The following is a 16544-nucleotide window of genomic DNA, read 5'->3' on the forward strand; positions in this document are numbered from 1 at the left end:
AGCTATTGGTCGTTCTGGAGGTCGCAATGTCTCCGGTCGTGCGAGCATTTTGCCTGACTTTGTTGCTGTTTTTAGGCTCGGCGTCCTGGCAGTTCGCTGCCGCCGCGACGCCCAGTCGATTGATCTCGGTTGCCGATGCTGGAACGGTCGGTTCGGACGCGCTGCCGGAGACCAATATCGCCGCGGCGGCCAAGCAGGCCGGACAGCCGGATCCCGGGGCGGCGAAGCCGCCACCCGCGGCCGATCTCGACCTCGAGCGGTTGAAATACGAGTACGATATCCAGGTGCGCAAGCTGACCTACGAGGCTTCGCAGGACAAATTCCGGCTCGCCAGCTATCTGACGATCCTGGTCGTCGTCTTCGGGATCGTGACCTTCCTGATCATTTGGGCATCGACGCGCGGCACGGCGAGTTCCGACCAGTTCCTGCGCTCGTCGATCATCATCCTGATCATCGTGTCGTCGCTGATCCTGATCGTCGCCGGCTATTCGAACGAGCAGATCGCGCCGGCCTTTGGGCTGTTCGGCACCATCGTCGGCTACATGCTCGGACGGCTGAACCAGTCGACCGACACCGGCGGCCGGGGTGGCGGCGATGCCGGCGCCGGCGCGGGTCAGGGCGGCGGACCGGGTGGTGGCTAAGCCGGCGGACCGGGCGATGGCGGTTCGGGCGGCAGCGCCGAGGCCGACCGGCAAGTCCGCGATCAGCTCAAGGGCAGCGACGCCGGAGGCGACAAGGTCAAGTGAGCCGCCGGCAGACCGGCCGTGGCTCCGGGAAGCGGGCGTGTCGATCCCGGCTCGGGCCGATACGGGGAGAGGAGGTCGAAATGATTTTGTCGACCATGCGATCGCGGCGGTTCGCGCGTCCGCTCGTCTCCCGGCGGCCTCGTGCCGACGTCGTGCTGCGAGCCGCGTCGATCCTGCTCGTGATCATGGAGCTCGGAGGGTTCGGAAGCCTCGGCGCTTCGGCGGCGCGCGGACAGGAGCTCCGCCTGCCCACCAACAACGGCGTCGGTCTCGACACCGGGCTCGGCGGGGCCGGCCGGATCAACAACCGCGTGATGATCCCGCGGATCACCGACATGGTGCCGCCATCGTCCCCTGCGTTCGACATCCCCGCGCCGCTGTCACCCACGCCATCACCCGGTGCGACGCGCGCGGTGGCTCCGCCTGCGGGCACCGCGGCGCAGGCGCCGCCGGTGCGGCGTCTGCTCGTCGATGCCGGCGCGGTCGGCATCGTCAACGCGACCGGCGTCGACCTCTACCTCGCGAGCCCCGACATCCAGGCCGGCACGATTGCTTTGAAGCCGGACGAGATCAAGGTCCTGCAACCGGTCAAGGCCGCACAGAACTACGTCGCCGAATACCGCTTCTCGGGCGAGACGGTTCAGTTGCTGCTCCGTCCCGGCGTCGCCAACACGGTCCGGCTGTCGGCGGATCGGCGCCGGCTCGAGGTCGTCCAGGCGCCGTGAACCGCCGCGCGGAGCCGTCCCGCCCGCCCTCTGTCACGCGCCCTCCGTCACGCCCTGTCCCGCCCACCATTGCCCGCGCCGGCTGCGCCCGCTACATAGGCTGCCGAGCGAGCCGGCCTCGGATGCCGGCCAGATTTTCCCGACAGCGGCGGCGGCGAGGCCTTCCATGGCGTCCTACGAGTACATCTATTACATGCATGGCCTGTCGAAGGCCTATCCGGGTGGGAAGAAGGTTCTCGACAACATCCACCTGCAGTTCTTCCCCGACGCCAAGATCGGCGTGCTCGGCGTCAACGGTTCGGGCAAGTCGACGCTCTTGAAGATCATGGCCGGGCTCGACAAGGAGTTCACCGGCGAAGCCTGGGTCGCCAAGGGCGCGACCGTCGGCTACCTGCAGCAGGAGCCGCCGCTCGATCCCTCGCTCGACGTGGTCGGCAACGTCATGCTCGGCGTCGCGCCGAAGAAGGCGCTGGTAGACCAGTACAATGAGATCTCGATGAAGCTCGCGGAGGATTATTCCGACGAGCTCATGGAGGAGATGACCAAGCTCCAGGACCAGATCGACGCCCAGGGCCTGTGGGATCTCGACAGCAAGGTCGAGATGGCCATGGACGCGCTGCGCTGCCCGGCGCCGGATGCCGACGTCACCAAGCTCTCGGGCGGCGAGCGCCGCCGCGTGGCGCTCTGCCAGCTGCTGCTCTCCGAGCCGAACCTGCTGCTGCTCGACGAGCCCACCAACCATCTCGACGCGGAATCGGTGGCGTGGCTCGAAAAGCACCTGCGCGCCTATCCGGGCGCCGTGCTGATCGTTACCCACGATCGCTACTTCCTCGACAATGTCACCAGCTGGATCCTCGAGCTCGATCGCGGCCGCGGCATTCCCTACGAGGGCAACTACTCGTCCTGGCTCGGCCAGAAGCAGAAGCGGCTCGAGCAGGAGGGCCGCGAGGACGAGGCGCGCCAGCGCACGCTCGCCCGCGAGCAGGAATGGATCTCCGCTTCGCCCAAGGCGCGTCAGGCCAAGTCGAAGGCGCGTATCCAGCGCTACGAGGATCTGGTCCGGCAGGCCGAGGAGAAGGTCGCCCAGTCGGCGCAGATCATCATTCCGGTCGCCGAGCGGCTCGGGCAGAACGTCATCGACTTCGAGGGCCTGTCGAAGTCGTTCGGCGATCGCCTGCTGATCGACGACCTGACCTTCAAGCTGCCGCCGGGCGGCATCGTCGGCGTGATCGGTCCGAACGGCGCCGGCAAGACCACGCTGTTCCGCATGATCACCGGCCAGGAAACGCCCGACGCCGGCACGATCACGGTCGGCGAGAGCGTCCGGCTCGGCTATGTCGACCAGTCGCGCGACGCGCTCGATCCGAACAAGACCGTCTGGGAGGAGATCTCCGGCGGCAACGACGTGATCTATCTCGGCAAGCGCGAGATGCACTCGCGCGCCTATTGCGGCGCCTTCAACTTCAAGGGCGGCGACCAGCAGAAGAAGGTCGGCATGCTCTCGGGTGGTGAGCGCAACCGCGTGCACCTCGCCAAGATGCTGAAGTCCGGCGCCAACGTGCTGCTGCTCGACGAACCGACCAACGATCTCGACGTCGAGACGCTGCGTGCGCTCGAAGAGGCGCTGGAGGATTTCGCCGGCTGCGCCGTCATCATCTCGCACGATCGCTGGTTCCTCGACCGCATCGCGACCCACATGCTCGCCTTCGAGGGCGACAGCCACGTCGAGTGGTTCGAGGGCAACTTCCAGGACTACGAGGCCGACAAGAAGCGTCGCCTCGGCCCGGACGCCGTCGAACCGCACCGGATCAAGTACAAGCCGCTGACGCGGTGAGCGGCGAGGCGGGGCGCTTCGGCGTCCCGGCTCCGATCATCCCATCGAGCGACGGCGCCGGCTTCCGGCGCCGTTTGCGTTTCCGGAGGCTCGGTATCGACCCGATCGTGATCGAGATGTGAACGGTCGAGCCTGCGGTCGGCGTGGACGCGGTTGCGGCCGGGTGCCAAGCTCGCGGGACGCCATTCACATTGGCTTGCCGCGTGCCGGTACGCCTCGGGAGAACGCCTGTGGCCGTTCGTCGCTTCGCCGTTGTTGCCGTCATGCTCGTGTCGCTCGCGGCCGCGACGGCCGCGCGCGCCCAGTCGATGCTGGATCAGGTCGATCTGACCTCGCCGGCCTTCACGCAGTCGGAGATGAGCCGTGACGAGATCGCCGCGGCGATCGCCGCAGCCCCGGATGGCGGGATCGTCGACCTCTCGGGCAGGAGCCTCAACGGGCTCGATCTCGCCGGTCTCGATCTGAGGCGGCTCAAGCTGCAATCGGCGCGGCTCAACCGGGCTCGACTCGTCGGCGCCGATCTCAGCGGCGTCGTGCTCGATCAGGCCTGGCTCCTCAATGCAGATCTCTCGGACGCGAAGCTCGTCGGTGCGAGCCTGTTCGGCACCCAGCTGATCGGCGCGCGGCTCGATCGCGCCGACCTGAGCGGCGCGCGGATCGCCGCCGACGCCACCCGGGCGAGCGCGCGCGGGGCGCGGTTCGACGCCGCCGACATGTCGGCCGACATGCGCAATCAGTCGATGGGCCTGATGCGGGGCGTCTTCATCAGCGCGGCGCTCGACGGCGCCTCGTTTCGCGGGGCGAACCTGTCGCGCTCGGTGTTCGATTTCGCCTCGCTGCGCGGGGCCGATCTCTCCGGAGCCAAGCTCGTGGCGGCCGAGCTGTCGGGTACGACCTGGGCCGGCGCGACCGTGGCCGGAACCGATTTCGCGCGCGCGGATCTGAACAGCGCCCGGCTCGGCGGCATGGTCGACCGCGACCGCGCGCTCAACCTCGACAAGGCGGTCAATCTCGATCGCGCCTTCACGGACTGACAGAAACGAGAGGGACCGGCTCGCGCCGGTCCCTCCCTTGAAAAGGTCCGATGAAAAGGTCTTGGCTGAATAGCCACCCGGTTCCTTGCCCCCGCACGAGACCGAGCGCTCTCTACGAGCTCTTGTCGCGCCGGTGATCCGGCGCCTTGTCCGACTGTCGCTGGCGGGACCAAGCTTTCGCGGCCCCCGCCCTGTTCGATGAGAGGAGACTAGGCGGCGGCCTTTGCCGGGTTATTGCGTCGGCGGCCCCCGAGTGTTTCGGCGGTGCAACGGAATAGGACGATCGTGTCAAAGGCTGACCCGGCGTCCCATCGGCTGCGACACGCGGACAGGCTGCGCCGTCCGGCCTGCAGCGCGTTCGCGTGATCGAGGTCGGGCAGAGGGACGAGAAAGGGAGAATCGGTGCGCGGTGCCGCGGCGGCTCAGTGGCCGCCGAGAACCTTTGTCACCACCTGTTCGCCGGCATCGACCGCGAGCTTCACTTCGGCCGGCTCGAGCTTGAAGCGGGTCGGGATGCGGCCGAGCCGCTGGGCGGTGTCGGGGTCGAGATCCTCGAAAGCGACGCGCTCGACGCGGATGTTGACCGCGTTGCAGTTCCAGCCGTCGGCGGTGCCGCGGATGCGGGCGACCTCGTCGGGCGTCAGCGAGCAGCGCCAGGATCGGAGCCGTGTCTCCCACAGCTTCATCTGGAGCCTGAGCACCTCGAAGGAGTTGCGCACGGCGCTGTCGACCGCCGTGTCGGTGACGGCGTCGAGCAGTTCCTTCGCGTTCGGGCCCTCGAGGGTCTTGGTCCAGTCGCCCGAGATGGTGCGGCCGGCATCGACGACGACGAACAGGAACTTCTCGACCGTGATCGCGTCCTCGCGGGTCAGCGGCTTGAACGGCTCGGGCGCGGCGCCGAGCGCGACGTTGATGCCGGCGAGGCCCCAGTTGTCGGTCAGGCCGCCGTCGAGCAGCTTGACGAAGCCGATCTTCGAGGTGTTGCGGTACTGGGTCAGCGCATTGACGTAGGCGCGCACGTTCGGCGAGGCGTCGCGGTTCTTCGCTTCGCTCTCGAGGTAATCCGGCAGCGTGAAGCCGCACTTGTCGGCGTAGTTGCGGATCACCACGGGCGTGAACACGATCGGCACGGCGGCGGAGGCCGCGACCGCCTCGGCGATCGGATAGCGATCGAGGTCCGAGCAGATCGAGGCGAAGGTCAGCGGCTCGAAGATGAACGGCGTCTTGGAATAGATGTCGGAGGCGTTGATCCACACGACCGGGCGGCCCGGGCGGCGGAAGTCCTTGAAGGTCGCGGCGCCGAACAGGTTCTGCTGCAGCCAGGTCGGCAGGCCGGAACGGTCGTTCACGCCGCCGTCGAGCGCGCGCATGACGTTGCCGACCGAGTAGACCTGCGTGCGCAGCGCCTCCTCGGCGTCCCGATAGAGGAAGCGGCTCTCGAAATCGTCGAGCGCGGCGCGGCCGCGCAGGCCGAAATAGGCGGCGGTCACCGAGCCGCCCGAGACGCCGGAGACGAAGCGGACCTGATCGATCAGGTCGATGCGGCGCAGGCCCTTCAGCACGCCGAAGGAGAAGGCGGCCGCGCGGGTGCCGCCGCCGGAGAAGGCGAGGCCGACGATGGTGGTCCTGAGCGTGTCGTCGCCGCCGACCGTGTTCGCCGCCGTGATGCGCGGCAGCGCGGAGGGCTGGTTCACCGGCGTGTTGTCGATGCTCGCGCAGCCGGCGAGCGTCGTGGCGGCGAACGCGAACGCGGCGAACAGGCGGGCGAGGCGGAACGGCGGTCGGACGGTCATCGGCTCGGGCTGATCGTGCGGGCGCGCAGGGCGGATGGGCTGCATCCGCTCCGGCATGGCGGCCGGAGCCGCTGCGCGCGGCCTCGATTGCAGGGCGGACGGGCCGGGCCCGCCGGTGAAACGCGGCGCGGTGTCGTCGCGTGACGGCGTCGCGCCGGCCATAAACGATCGGATTGGGGCGCCGGGAAGGCGGGGCGGGCCAGATTTCTCCGACATAGGGCCGGATCGGCTTGGTTGTCCGAAGGCGATTGACCTCGCCTTAACGTTCTGACCCGCATAGTTCCGCCGTGGGAGTCTGCCGTTTCCGCACGTCGCCCGGATCGTCCGTCGTGTCGTCCGGAACCCATCGAGCCACGAGATGCGTCCAACAAACCTGTACGCAGCCGATCTCGCCCGTGTCGAGGCGCGTTTGAAGCCCGGGTCCCGCTTGGGAGCCGATCGCAGCGACGCGCTCACACGACAGCTCGCGCTTCTCTACGGTCTTGCCGCGCAGGATTGCACGGACGGCGACCGCAAGACCTTCGACATCGTGTTCACCCGTCTCGTCGACGAGGCGACCACCGATGCGCGCGTGTTCCTGGCCGACCGGCTCGCCGAGGAGACCAAACCGCTCAAGCTCTCGACGTTGAAGCTCGCGCGCGACACGCATATCGACGTGGCGCGGCCGCTCCTGTCCAAGTCGACCGTGCTTTCGGACGTCGACCTCGTCGAGATCGCGCGCCAGCGTGGCGTCGAGCATATGCGCGCCATCGCCGAACGCCCGGTGCTGTCGGTGCGCGTCACTGATCATCTGGTCCTGCGCGGCGACGACCATGTCCGGCGCAAGGTGGTCGAGAACCGCGGCGCGCAGATGTCGGACAAGAGCTTCACCCGGCTGTCGCTGCAGTCCCGCGAAGACCCGGAAGTCGAGGCGCTGCTGACCGAGCGGCCGGACCTGCCGGCTCTGGTCGCCAAGTTCCTGGTCGAATACGGCTCAGACGAAGCCAAGGCCAAGCTGCTGCCGCGGCTCGAAGCGGAGGCCGCGCGCCTCGGCCAGCCGAGCCCGCAGTCGGCGCAGGCCGCTTCCGAGACCTGGTTGAAGCCCTATGATTTCGATGCCGCCGCCGAGGCGGTTCCGGCGCTGATGGCGGCGACCGACGATCCCGAGGACCTGCTCGACAAGCTCGCCTCGGCCGACAAGTTCCCCGAGATGGTGCTCGCCTTCTCGGCGGTGTCCGGCCTGCCGGTCGATATCGTCAAGTTCGCGCTGGTGTCGCTCGATACCGCCTGGTTCGCCACCGCCGCGCGTGCCTTGTCGATGAAGCCGAAGACCGTGCTGAAGATGCTCGACGCCGGTCCGTGGCGCTACCGGCTCGACGCGCGGGCGCGGCAGGCGACCATGCGCGCGTTCCAGGCCGCCGATCCGAGCGAGGCCGCCGCGGTGCTCGGCAAGCAGCTCGACGATGCCATGGCTGCGGTCGCCTGAGACGTCGGTCAACACATGCCTGATGGCCGTGGTGCCGCTCGGCCGTCGTAGCCCTTGATCCGGCTGGCGGTTGCGCTATCCCGGAGCGCATGAAACTCGACATCCGCGAACTCGCCGCCGCCTTCCCCGACTTCCGCGTCGCCGTGCTTGTCGCCGAGGATCTCGCGATCCCGGCCGAGCGTCCGGACGCGCTCGACCGGCTGATCGCCGAGCGCGAGGCGGCGGCGCGGGTGCACTGGGGCGGCACGGAACTGTCGCAGATCCCCGGCGTCGCGGCCTGGCGGGCGGCCTACAAGGCCTTCGGCATCAAGAAGACCAGCTATCGCTCGTCGGTCGAGCGGATCATGAAGAACGCGCTCGCCGAACGGCCGCTGCCGCGCATCAACGGCTTTGTCGACGCCTATAACGCCGTGTCGCTGACCCATGTGTTCCCGGCCGGGGCCGACGATCTCGACAAGGTCGTCGGCGACATCGCGTTCCGCTATTCCCGCGAGGGCGACAGTTTCGTCGACATGGCGGGCGAGGGCGGCGAAGGCGAAGGGGATACGCCGGCCGGGCCGGTCGAGGATCCGCCGAAGCCGGGCGAGGTCGTGTTCGCCGATGCGACCCACGTGCTCTGCCGGCGTTGGAACTGGCGGCAGGACGCACGCACGCTGGTCTCGCCGGCGACCCGCCGCGCCGTGCTCACCATCCAGTCGAACGGCGCCGGCGATCTCGATGCCGCGGTCGCGGACGCCGCCGATCTGATCGGGCGGGTCTGCGGCGGCCGGATCTCGGTCGCCTTCGCCGATGCGGGGGCCGGGCTGATCGACCTGCCGGGTTGATCGGGGCTTCCGGTCTCGCTCGCCTTTTGCCGTCAGGCTGTCGGCGGATTGGTCATCGCCGCGACGCTCGGGCGCGCGGCGTGCTTGGCGAGGAAGGCGGTCAATGCGCCGGAGCGGGCGATGATCGCGCCGGACTCCGGCAACTTCGTCAGCGATTGCAGCATCGGAACGAGGTTGGCGTCGGCATAGGTGAAGCCGTCGCCGACCAGATGGCCGTTCTCGGCGACCGCGTCGGCGAGAATGCCGAGATGCCGCTCGACCTCCGGCAGGCTGGCATCGATGCGGGCGCGGTCGGGCGTGCCGTCCGGGGTGCCCGGCATCACATAGCCGAGCGCGTAGCGACGGATCAGCACCGGGTCGATCGTGGTGTTGACCAGACTGACCCATTGCTCGACGCGGGCGGCGGCGACCGGATCCTCCGGGATCAGCTTCGGTCCCGGAAACACGCGATCGAGATAGCCGACGATGGCGCGGGACTCGACGATCACCAGATCGCCATGGCGCAGCACCGGCACTTTGCCGAACGGGTGCAGCCGCTCGACCACCGGCGCATGCAGCGGCACCGGAACCAGTTCGTAGTCGATCCCCTTCTCGATCGCGACGATGCAGCAGACCCGCACATAGGTCGATCGCGGGGTGCCGAGGATCTGGACCCGGTGCATGGCTCTGTCTCCTGCTGTGGTCGCCCGAAGCGGCGGTGGTCGGGCGGCACCGTAGCCTCCGACGTCACGCGCCGCCATCGACAACGAGGCCTGCCAGCGCATGGCGTTCGCGCGGCACCGCGGGTTGACCGACCGCAGATGGCCCGAATTGCGGGTCTCGGAGCGCGCTGTCGGGATGGTGCGCGACGGGCGCGGGAACGCGAGCGTCGAATTCGCGACAGGCGCTCTTGAAACGACATAAAGATATCTTTATACCGTTCTTCATGAGCTATCTGTCGCCCGTCGCCGCCCCCGATCCCGAAGAGCGCCTCAGCGCCGATGCGCTGGTCGAGGTGCTGCGCGCCGCCGCCGAACCGACGCGGTTCCGCATCCTCGCGCTGCTCGAGCGCGGCGACCTGACCGTGAAGGACCTGACCGAGATCCTCGGCCAGAGCCAGCCGCGCATCTCGCGTCACCTGAAGCTCCTGGCCGAGGCCGGGCTGATCGAACGTTTCCCGGAAGGGTCGTGGGTCTACTATCGCCTGGCCGACAGCGTGCCGGCGGTGACGCTGACCACCGTGTTCCGCTCGCTGGTCGACGGCCGCGACATCGGGCTCGCCCGCGACCGCGAGCGGCTCGACCTCGTCAAGCGCGCCCACGCCGAGCGCGCGGCGGCCTATTTCGCGCGCAACGCCCACGCCTGGGACGCGATCCGGTCGCTGCAGGTCGAGGAGGCGGCGGTCGAGCGGGCGATCCTCGAGGCGGTCGGCACCATGCCGTTCGACGCCTATCTCGATCTCGGCACCGGCACCGGCCGGCTGATCGAGCTCATGGACGGCCGCTTCGCCCGCGCGCTCGGCATCGATCTCAGCCACGACATGCTGGCGATCGCCCGCACGCATCTCGACAAGGCCGGCATCGGCGGCGTGCAGATCCGACAGGGCGACATCTATGCCCTGCCGCTCGCGCGCGACAGCTTCGACGTCGTGACCATGCACCAGGTGCTGCATTACCTCGACGATCCGGGCAAGGCACTGCGCGAGGCCGCGCGGGTGCTGCGGCCGGGCGGGCGGCTCGTCGTCGTCGACTTCGCCCCGCACGGGCTCGAGGTGCTGCGCGACGAGCATGCGCACCGGCGCCTCGGTTTTTCGCATCAGGATGTCTCGAAGTTCATGGAGCAGGCCGGTCTCGAGGTCGTCTCGATCCGCGACCTGCCGTCGCCCGACCCCGACAAGCTCACCGTCACGCTCTGGCTCGCGCGCGATCCGCGCCTTGCGATCGCCGGACGCCGCATCGCCCAGGAGACCGTCGCATGATCGCCAAGGCCGCCGATTTCTCGAGTTCCCGGCTCGGCGTCTCGTTCGAGTTCTTCCCGCCGAAGACGGAGAAGATGGAGGAGACGCTGTGGGCCTGCATCGAGCGGCTGGCGCCGCTCGATCCGACCTTCGTCTCCGTCACCTACGGCGCGGGTGGTTCGACGCGCGAGCGCACGCACACGACGGTCGCCCGGCTCATCGGCGAGACCAACCTGAAGCCGGCCGCGCACCTGACCTGCGTCGACGCGACCCGCGAGCAGGTCGACGAGGTCGCGCGCGGTTATTGGGACGTCGGTGTCCGTCATGTCGTCGCCTTGCGCGGCGATCCGGCGGCCGGCGTCGGCGTGCGCTATCAGCCGAGCGAGGGCGGTTACGCCTCGACGCCGGACCTGATCCGTGGCCTCAAGGAGATCGGCGACTTCGAGATCACCGTCTCGGCCTATCCCGAGAAGCATCCGGAAAGCCCGGACATCGCCGCCGACATCCAGCTCCTGAAGCGCAAGGTCGAGGCGGGCGCGACGCGGGCGATCACCCAGTTCTTCTTCGACAACGACGGGTTCGACCGCTACGTCGACCGCGTCCGCGCCGCCGGTATCGAGATCCCGATCGTGCCCGGCCTGGTGCCCGTCCTGAACTTCGAGCAGACCGCGCGCTTCGCCGCCAAGACCGGTGCGACCGTGCCGCGCTGGCTCGCCGATCGCTTCGCCGGGCTCGAGGACGATCCGCAGACCCGCCAGCTCGTCGCCGCGGCCATCGCGGCCGAGCAGGCGTTCGATCTCCTGGATCGCGGCTACCGCGACTTCCACTTCTACACGATGAACCGCGCCGACCTCGTCTACGCTATCTGCCACCTGATGGGCGTTCGTCCGCGCAAGGACGCGGTCGTGGAGGCGGCGGCTTAACGCGCGCCGTCCCGGGTCCGGCCATCGACGGCGCGGCGTCCTGATCTAACGCTCCAGCCTCACCGAAGCCGCCCTCACCGAAGCCACCTTCGCCGAGCGACCCGCCACAGGGGGGGCGCGCCGCAAGTCTCACATCAGTCTCGGGGTTTCCCATGTCCGCCGAAACCGCCCGCTCAGCCACCCTCCGCCGTCTCGCGGCCGCCCGCATCCTCGTGCTCGACGGCGCGATGGGCACGATGATCCAGCGGCATTCGTTCGGCGAGGCCGACTATCGCGGCGCGCGCTTCGCCGACTGGCATCGCGACGTGAAGGGCAACAACGACCTGCTGACGCTGACGCAGCCCGACGCGATCCGCGCCATCCATGCCGCCTATCTCGAGGCCGGCGCGGACATCGTCGAGACCAACACCTTCTCATCGACCACGATCGCCCAGGCCGACTACGGCATGGAAGCGCTCGCCTACGAACTCAACTTCGAAGGCGCGAAGCTCGCACGCGAGGCCTGCGACGCGGCCGAGGCCCGCGACCGGTCGCGGCCGCGCTTCGTCGCCGGCGCCATCGGTCCGACCAACCGCACCGCCTCGATCTCGCCGGACGTCAACGATCCGGGCTACCGGGCCGTGAGCTTCGACGACCTGCGCACGGCTTACGCCGAGGCGACCCGCGGCCTCGTCGAGGGCGGTGCCGACATCATCCTGATCGAGACGATCTTCGACACGCTCAACGCCAAGGCGGCGGTGTTCGCGATCGAGGAAGTGTTCGCCGAACTGGGCGTGCGCCTGCCGGTGATGATCTCCGGCACGATCACGGACCTCTCCGGCCGCACGCTGTCCGGACAGACACCGACGGCGTTCTGGTATTCGCTGCGTCACGCCCGGCCGTTCTCGATCGGCCTCAACTGCGCGCTCGGCGCGAAGGAAATGCGCGCCCATATCGACGAGCTCGGCCGCGTCGCCGATACGCTCGTCTGCGCCTATCCCAACGCAGGGCTTCCCAACGAATTCGGCCTCTACGACGAGAGCCCGGAGGCGATGGCCGCGCTGGTCGGCGAGTTCGCGGCCTCGGGCCTCGTCAACATCGTCGGCGGCTGCTGCGGCACCACGCCGGACCATATCCGCGCCATCGCCGAAGCGGTCGCGCCGCACAAGCCGCGGACCGTGCCGGACGTGCCGCCGCGCATGCGCCTGTCGGGGCTCGAACCCTTCACGCATGCGCCGGAGATCCCGTTCGTCAATGTCGGCGAGCGCACGAACGTCACCGGCTCGGCCAAGTTCCGCAAGCTGATCGCGGCCAACGACTATGCGGCGGCGCTCGACATCGCCAAGGGGCAGGTCGAGGCCGGCGCGACCGTCATCGACATCAACATGGACGAAGGCCTGCTCGACAGCGAGAAGGCCATGGTGACGTTCCTGAACCTCGTCGCCGCCGAACCGGACATCGCCAAGGTGCCGGTAATGATCGATTCATCGAAGTGGTCGGTGATCGAGGCGGGCCTCAAGTGCGTGCAGGGCAAGCCGATCGTCAATTCGATCTCGATGAAGGAGGGCGAAGCCGCCTTCGTCGAACAGGCCGAGAAGGCGCGCCGCTACGGCGCCGCGGTTGTGGTCATGGCCTTCGACGAGACCGGTCAGGCCGACACGCTGAAGCGCAAGATCGAGATCGCTGAACGTTCCTATCGGATCCTTGTCGATCGGGTCGGCTTCCCGCCCGAGGACATCGTGTTCGACCCGAACATTTTTGCCGTCGCGACCGGCATCGAGGAGCACGCGAACTACGGCGTCGACTTCATCGAGGCGACGCGCTGGATCCGCGCCAACCTGCCTCACGCCCACGTCTCCGGCGGCGTGTCGAACCTGTCGTTCGCGTTCCGTGGCAACGACCCCGTGCGCGAGGCGATGCACTCGGTGTTCCTCTATCACGCCATCAAGGCCGGCATGGACTTCGGCATCGTCAATGCCGGCCAGCTCGCGGTCTATGACGATCTGCCCGCCGACCTGCGCGATCTCGCCGAGGACGTGGTGCTGAACCGCCGCGCCGACGCGACCGAGCGGCTGCTCGAGGCCGCGCCGCGCTTCAAGGGCGACGGTGCGAAGGAGAAGGTCGTCGATCTCGCCTGGCGGTCGTGGCCGGTCGAGAAGCGGCTCGAGCATGCGCTGGTCGCCGGCATCACCGACTTCATCAACGAGGACACCGAGGAGGCGCGGCTCGCCTCGAAGCGGCCGCTCGATGTGATCGAGGGACCGCTGATGTCCGGCATGAACGTGGTCGGCGACCTGTTCGGTTCGGGCAAGATGTTCCTGCCGCAAGTGGTCAAGTCGGCGCGCGTCATGAAGCAGGCGGTCGCCTGGCTGATGCCGTACATGGAAGCTGAGAAGGCCGCATCGGGGGCGACCGGATCGTCCTCGGCCGGCAAGATCGTCATGGCGACGGTCAAGGGCGACGTGCACGACATCGGCAAGAACATCGTCGGCGTCGTGCTCCAGTGCAACAATTACGAGGTCGTCGACCTCGGCGTCATGGTGCCGGCGGCGAAGATCCTCGAGGTCGCGAAGGCCGAGAAGGCTGACGTGATCGGCCTGTCGGGCCTGATCACGCCCTCGCTCGACGAGATGTGTCATGTCGCGGCCGAGATGGAGCGCCAGGGTTTTGATCTGCCGCTGCTGATCGGCGGCGCGACCACTTCGCGCATCCACACCGCGGTGAAGATCCATCCGAACTACCAGGCCGGCCAGGCGGTCTACGTGACCGACGCCAGCCGCGCGGTCGGCGTGGTATCGAACCTGCTCGGCGAGAACCGCGCGGCGCATATCGCCGATATCCGCACCGAGTATGCCAAGATCCGCGAGCAACACGCACGCAGCCAGCAGGACAAGGAGCGCGTCGGCATCGCCCAGGCCCGCGCCAACCGGTTCGCGCCCGACTTCGCCGGCCACAAGCCGAAGAAGCCGTCGTTCATCGGCGTGCGGGCGATCTCGGATGTGCCGATCGCGACGCTGGTGCCCTACATCGACTGGACGCCGTTCTTCGCGACCTGGGAACTGATCGGCCGCTATCCCGCGATCCTGTCCGACGACAAGGTCGGCCCGGCCGCGACCGCGCTCTATCAGGACGCGCGCGCCATGCTCGACAAGATGGTCGCGGAGAAGTGGCTGACCGCCAATGGCGTGGTCGGCTTCTTCCCGGCGGCGAGCGTCGGCGACGACATCGTCCTCTATACCGACGAGACGCGCTCGACCGAGCGCACGCGGCTCCATACGCTGCGCCAGCAAATCGCCCGCTCGGCCGGCGCGCGCAAGAACGTCGCGCTCGCCGACTTCGTCGCGCCGCGCGAGACCGGCGTCGACGACTACGTCGGGATGTTCGCGGTCACGGCCGGCATTGGCGAGGAGGCGGTCGCCAACCGCTTCGCCAAGGCCAACGACGATTATTCGAAGATCCTGAGCCAGGCGCTCGCCGATCGCCTGGCGGAGGCCTTCGCCGAATATCTGCACGAGCGGGTGCGCAAGGAGCTCTGGGGCTATGCGGCCGACGAGAGCTTCGCGCCGGAGGATCTGATCGCCGAGCGCTATCGGGGCATCCGCCCGGCGCCCGGCTATCCGGCGCAGCCCGACCACACCGAGAAGGCAACGCTCTGGGACCTGCTCGACGTGGAGCGCCAGGCCGGCATCACGCTGACCGAGAGTTTTGCGATGTGGCCGGGTTCGGCCGTCTCGGGGCTCTACTTCGCCCATCCCGAGAGCCACTATTTCGGCGTCGGGCGGATCGAGCGCGATCAGGTCGAGGATTACGCCGCCCGCAAGGGCTGGGACATCGCGACCGCCGAGCGCTGGCTCGCGCCGATCCTGAACTACGAGCCGGCATCGTATCGCAAGGCCGCCGCGGAGTGAGGTGACGGCCGGGTGATGCGAGGGCCGGCTGATGCGAGGGCGGGGCCTTCGCGACCCGGTCAGATCAGCGTGTGGATCCAGGTGCCGAGGTCGGCGCGTTCGACCGGCACCGCGGCGAGGTCGACGATGCCCTCGCGCCGGGCCTCGACCGGCGTGACGCCGAAGCGGCGGCGGAAGGCGCGCGAGAAGTGCGACGCGTCGGTGAAGCCGCAGGCGGTCGCGATGTCGCCGATCCGGCGCACGTCGCCCGCGTCGCGCAGCGCCGCGCGCGCCCGGACCAGTCGCCGCTCCATCACATAGGCGGCGACGCCGCCGAACGGCTCGAACAGCCGATAGAGCGTCGAGCGCGAAATGCGCAGCGTGGCGGCCAGACGCTCGGCGTTCGGATCACCTGCGACGAGTTCCGCCTCGATCAGCCGGCGGGCGCGCAAGAGCAGGGAATCGTGCACCGGTTCCGCTGCGGCCTCCAGCGCATCCGCCGTCGGCGCCAGCGAGGCGCGCAACAGGGCGAGTGTCGCGTCGACCACATACCGGCTCGAGGACGCGCGCATGCTCGGCAGCCGGCGCATCAGCGAGACCAGATGGTCGGCGAACAGGCCGCCGACCACGGCGCCGGCATCGTCGTTCGCCATCGGCCCATGCGGCAGCGCGCGCGACGGCAGCATGTCCCGGGGCACGATCATCGTGATGTTGCTGGAGGCGGTCGACGTCGTCTCGATCTCGCGGGTGAGATCGAGACAGGCGACCTGTCCCTGCACCTCGACGGTTTGCCGGTCGAGTTCGCCGACATAGCCGCCCGACGTGTAGATCTGGATCATCACATGATCGAGCCCGTCGGCCCGGATGCGCCGGCGGCTGCGGGAGAACCGCGTCGCGTCGAACTCCGTCGCCCCGATCACCAGCTCGTCGAGGTGGAAGGCGCTCAGGCGGCACCGAAACGCGGCCTCGGGCGCGACCGGCGTCACATCGAAGATCGGCGCCACCATCTGCCGCCAGCTCTCGTAGCCGAGCTCCGGCGGCAGCAGACGGCTGTCGACTTGCAGGGAGGGGATCGGCGGATCGTCGGTCATGGCCTCGCGGGTCGTCGTTCAGGCTGAGATCGTCCTGATCCTGCGCGCCGTTCGTTTCGTTTCGGTGATGTCGTGCGTCAGCGATCGATCAGACAGCGAGCCGAAATGCCGAGGCCTTGTGCCGTCCAGGACAGCTAAGGCTCCTGATTCGCGCCAGTCCTATCTGGACTGCGCGTTCGGACCGCCAAACAGGGTTCCCAGTGCTTGTCGGGATCGCGTCGCCGGCGTCGCGCTGCTGAACCGGGCAGATCAACGATGCAGCGCTCCACAGATTTGTGCGTTTACGAGCATCGGCGAACCTCCCCTT

Annotated in this window: 12 protein-coding genes; 9 read left to right on the plus strand and 3 right to left on the minus strand. The window is 68.6% G+C overall.

Going from position 1 to position 16544, the window contains the following annotated elements; all coding sequences use genetic code 11:
* Positions 1-26: 26 nt before the first annotated feature.
* The 4 genes from ABS361_00820 to ABS361_00835 all read left to right on the plus strand — a co-directional run bounded on the left by ABS361_00820 (position 27) and on the right by ABS361_00835 (position 4339).
* Entirely contained in the window at positions 27-641 is a 615-nt protein-coding gene (locus ABS361_00820; GenBank protein ID XBY44881.1) for a hypothetical protein, read from the plus strand.
* A 185-nt stretch (positions 642-826) separates the two neighbouring features.
* Positions 827-1471, plus strand: coding sequence for a hypothetical protein (locus tag ABS361_00825; protein XBY44882.1), 645 nt, complete (start codon positions 827-829; stop codon positions 1469-1471).
* Between the two features lie 166 nt (positions 1472-1637).
* Positions 1638-3305 (plus strand): energy-dependent translational throttle protein EttA, encoded by a 1668-nt coding sequence (ettA, locus tag ABS361_00830; protein XBY44883.1) that lies wholly within the window; start codon positions 1638-1640, stop codon positions 3303-3305.
* A gap of 230 nt (positions 3306-3535) precedes the next feature.
* The gene (locus ABS361_00835) at positions 3536-4339 is read left to right on the plus strand and encodes a pentapeptide repeat-containing protein (GenBank protein ID XBY44884.1); all 804 of its coding nucleotides are present in this window, start codon (positions 3536-3538) and stop codon (positions 4337-4339) included.
* Between the two features lie 422 nt (positions 4340-4761).
* Here the strand turns inward: ABS361_00835 and ABS361_00840 are convergent, their stop codons facing one another.
* Entirely contained in the window at positions 4762-6132 is a 1371-nt protein-coding gene (locus ABS361_00840) for a patatin-like phospholipase family protein (GenBank protein ID XBY44885.1), read from the minus strand.
* A 427-nt stretch (positions 6133-6559) separates the two neighbouring features.
* Here ABS361_00840 and ABS361_00845 point away from each other — a divergent pair, with 427 nt between their 5' ends.
* Positions 6560-7597, plus strand: coding sequence for a DUF2336 domain-containing protein (locus ABS361_00845; protein ID XBY44886.1), 1038 nt, complete (start codon positions 6560-6562; stop codon positions 7595-7597).
* A gap of 89 nt (positions 7598-7686) precedes the next feature.
* Positions 7687-8421, plus strand: a complete 735-nt coding sequence (locus tag ABS361_00850; protein XBY44887.1) for a phenylalanine--tRNA ligase beta subunit-related protein — start codon at positions 7687-7689, stop codon at positions 8419-8421.
* 32 nt (positions 8422-8453) lie between these two features.
* On the opposite strand, the gene ABS361_00855 is transcribed toward ABS361_00850, so the two are convergent.
* Positions 8454-9083: a glutathione S-transferase family protein gene (locus tag ABS361_00855; GenBank protein XBY44888.1), complete on the minus strand. Its 630-nt coding sequence runs from the start codon at positions 9081-9083 to the stop codon at positions 8454-8456.
* Between the two features lie 263 nt (positions 9084-9346).
* Here ABS361_00855 and ABS361_00860 point away from each other — a divergent pair, with 263 nt between their 5' ends.
* From ABS361_00860 to metH, 3 genes are all read left to right on the plus strand, one after another.
* Positions 9347-10378, plus strand: coding sequence for a metalloregulator ArsR/SmtB family transcription factor (locus ABS361_00860; protein ID XBY44889.1), 1032 nt, complete (start codon positions 9347-9349; stop codon positions 10376-10378).
* Complete coding sequence (gene metF / locus ABS361_00865; GenBank protein XBY44890.1) at positions 10375-11280, plus strand: methylenetetrahydrofolate reductase [NAD(P)H]; 906 nt, start codon at positions 10375-10377, stop codon at positions 11278-11280. The genes ABS361_00860 and metF overlap by 4 nt, the downstream gene beginning before the upstream one ends.
* A gap of 152 nt (positions 11281-11432) precedes the next feature.
* Positions 11433-15167, plus strand: coding sequence for a methionine synthase (metH, locus tag ABS361_00870; GenBank protein ID XBY44891.1), 3735 nt, complete (start codon positions 11433-11435; stop codon positions 15165-15167).
* A gap of 59 nt (positions 15168-15226) precedes the next feature.
* On the opposite strand, the gene ABS361_00875 is transcribed toward metH, so the two are convergent.
* Positions 15227-16237 (minus strand): helix-turn-helix domain-containing protein, encoded by a 1011-nt coding sequence (locus ABS361_00875; protein XBY44892.1) that lies wholly within the window; start codon positions 16235-16237, stop codon positions 15227-15229.
* Positions 16238-16544 lie beyond the last annotated feature (307 nt).

This window comes from Ancalomicrobiaceae bacterium S20 (genome assembly GCA_040269895.1).
Lineage (GTDB): Bacteria > Pseudomonadota > Alphaproteobacteria > Rhizobiales > Ancalomicrobiaceae > Methyloraptor > Methyloraptor flagellatus.

Excerpts from the sequence above, each read along its gene's own strand:
- ABS361_00820 (XBY44881.1), top strand. The coding sequence starts at position 27 with ATGTCTCCGGTCGTGCGAGCATTTTGCCTGACTTTGTTGCTGTTTTTA.
- ABS361_00825 (XBY44882.1), top strand. The coding sequence starts at position 827 with ATGATTTTGTCGACCATGCGATCGCGGCGGTTCGCGCGTCCGCTCGTC.
- ettA (XBY44883.1), top strand. The coding sequence starts at position 1,638 with ATGGCGTCCTACGAGTACATCTATTACATGCATGGCCTGTCGAAGGCC.
- ABS361_00840 (XBY44885.1), bottom strand. The coding sequence starts at position 6,132 with ATGACCGTCCGACCGCCGTTCCGCCTCGCCCGCCTGTTCGCCGCGTTC.
- ABS361_00850 (XBY44887.1), top strand. The coding sequence starts at position 7,687 with ATGAAACTCGACATCCGCGAACTCGCCGCCGCCTTCCCCGACTTCCGC.
- ABS361_00855 (XBY44888.1), bottom strand. The coding sequence starts at position 9,083 with ATGCACCGGGTCCAGATCCTCGGCACCCCGCGATCGACCTATGTGCGG.
- ABS361_00860 (XBY44889.1), top strand. The coding sequence starts at position 9,347 with ATGAGCTATCTGTCGCCCGTCGCCGCCCCCGATCCCGAAGAGCGCCTC.
- metF (XBY44890.1), top strand. The coding sequence starts at position 10,375 with ATGATCGCCAAGGCCGCCGATTTCTCGAGTTCCCGGCTCGGCGTCTCG.
- metH (XBY44891.1), top strand. The coding sequence starts at position 11,433 with ATGTCCGCCGAAACCGCCCGCTCAGCCACCCTCCGCCGTCTCGCGGCC.
- ABS361_00875 (XBY44892.1), bottom strand. The coding sequence starts at position 16,237 with ATGACCGACGATCCGCCGATCCCCTCCCTGCAAGTCGACAGCCGTCTG.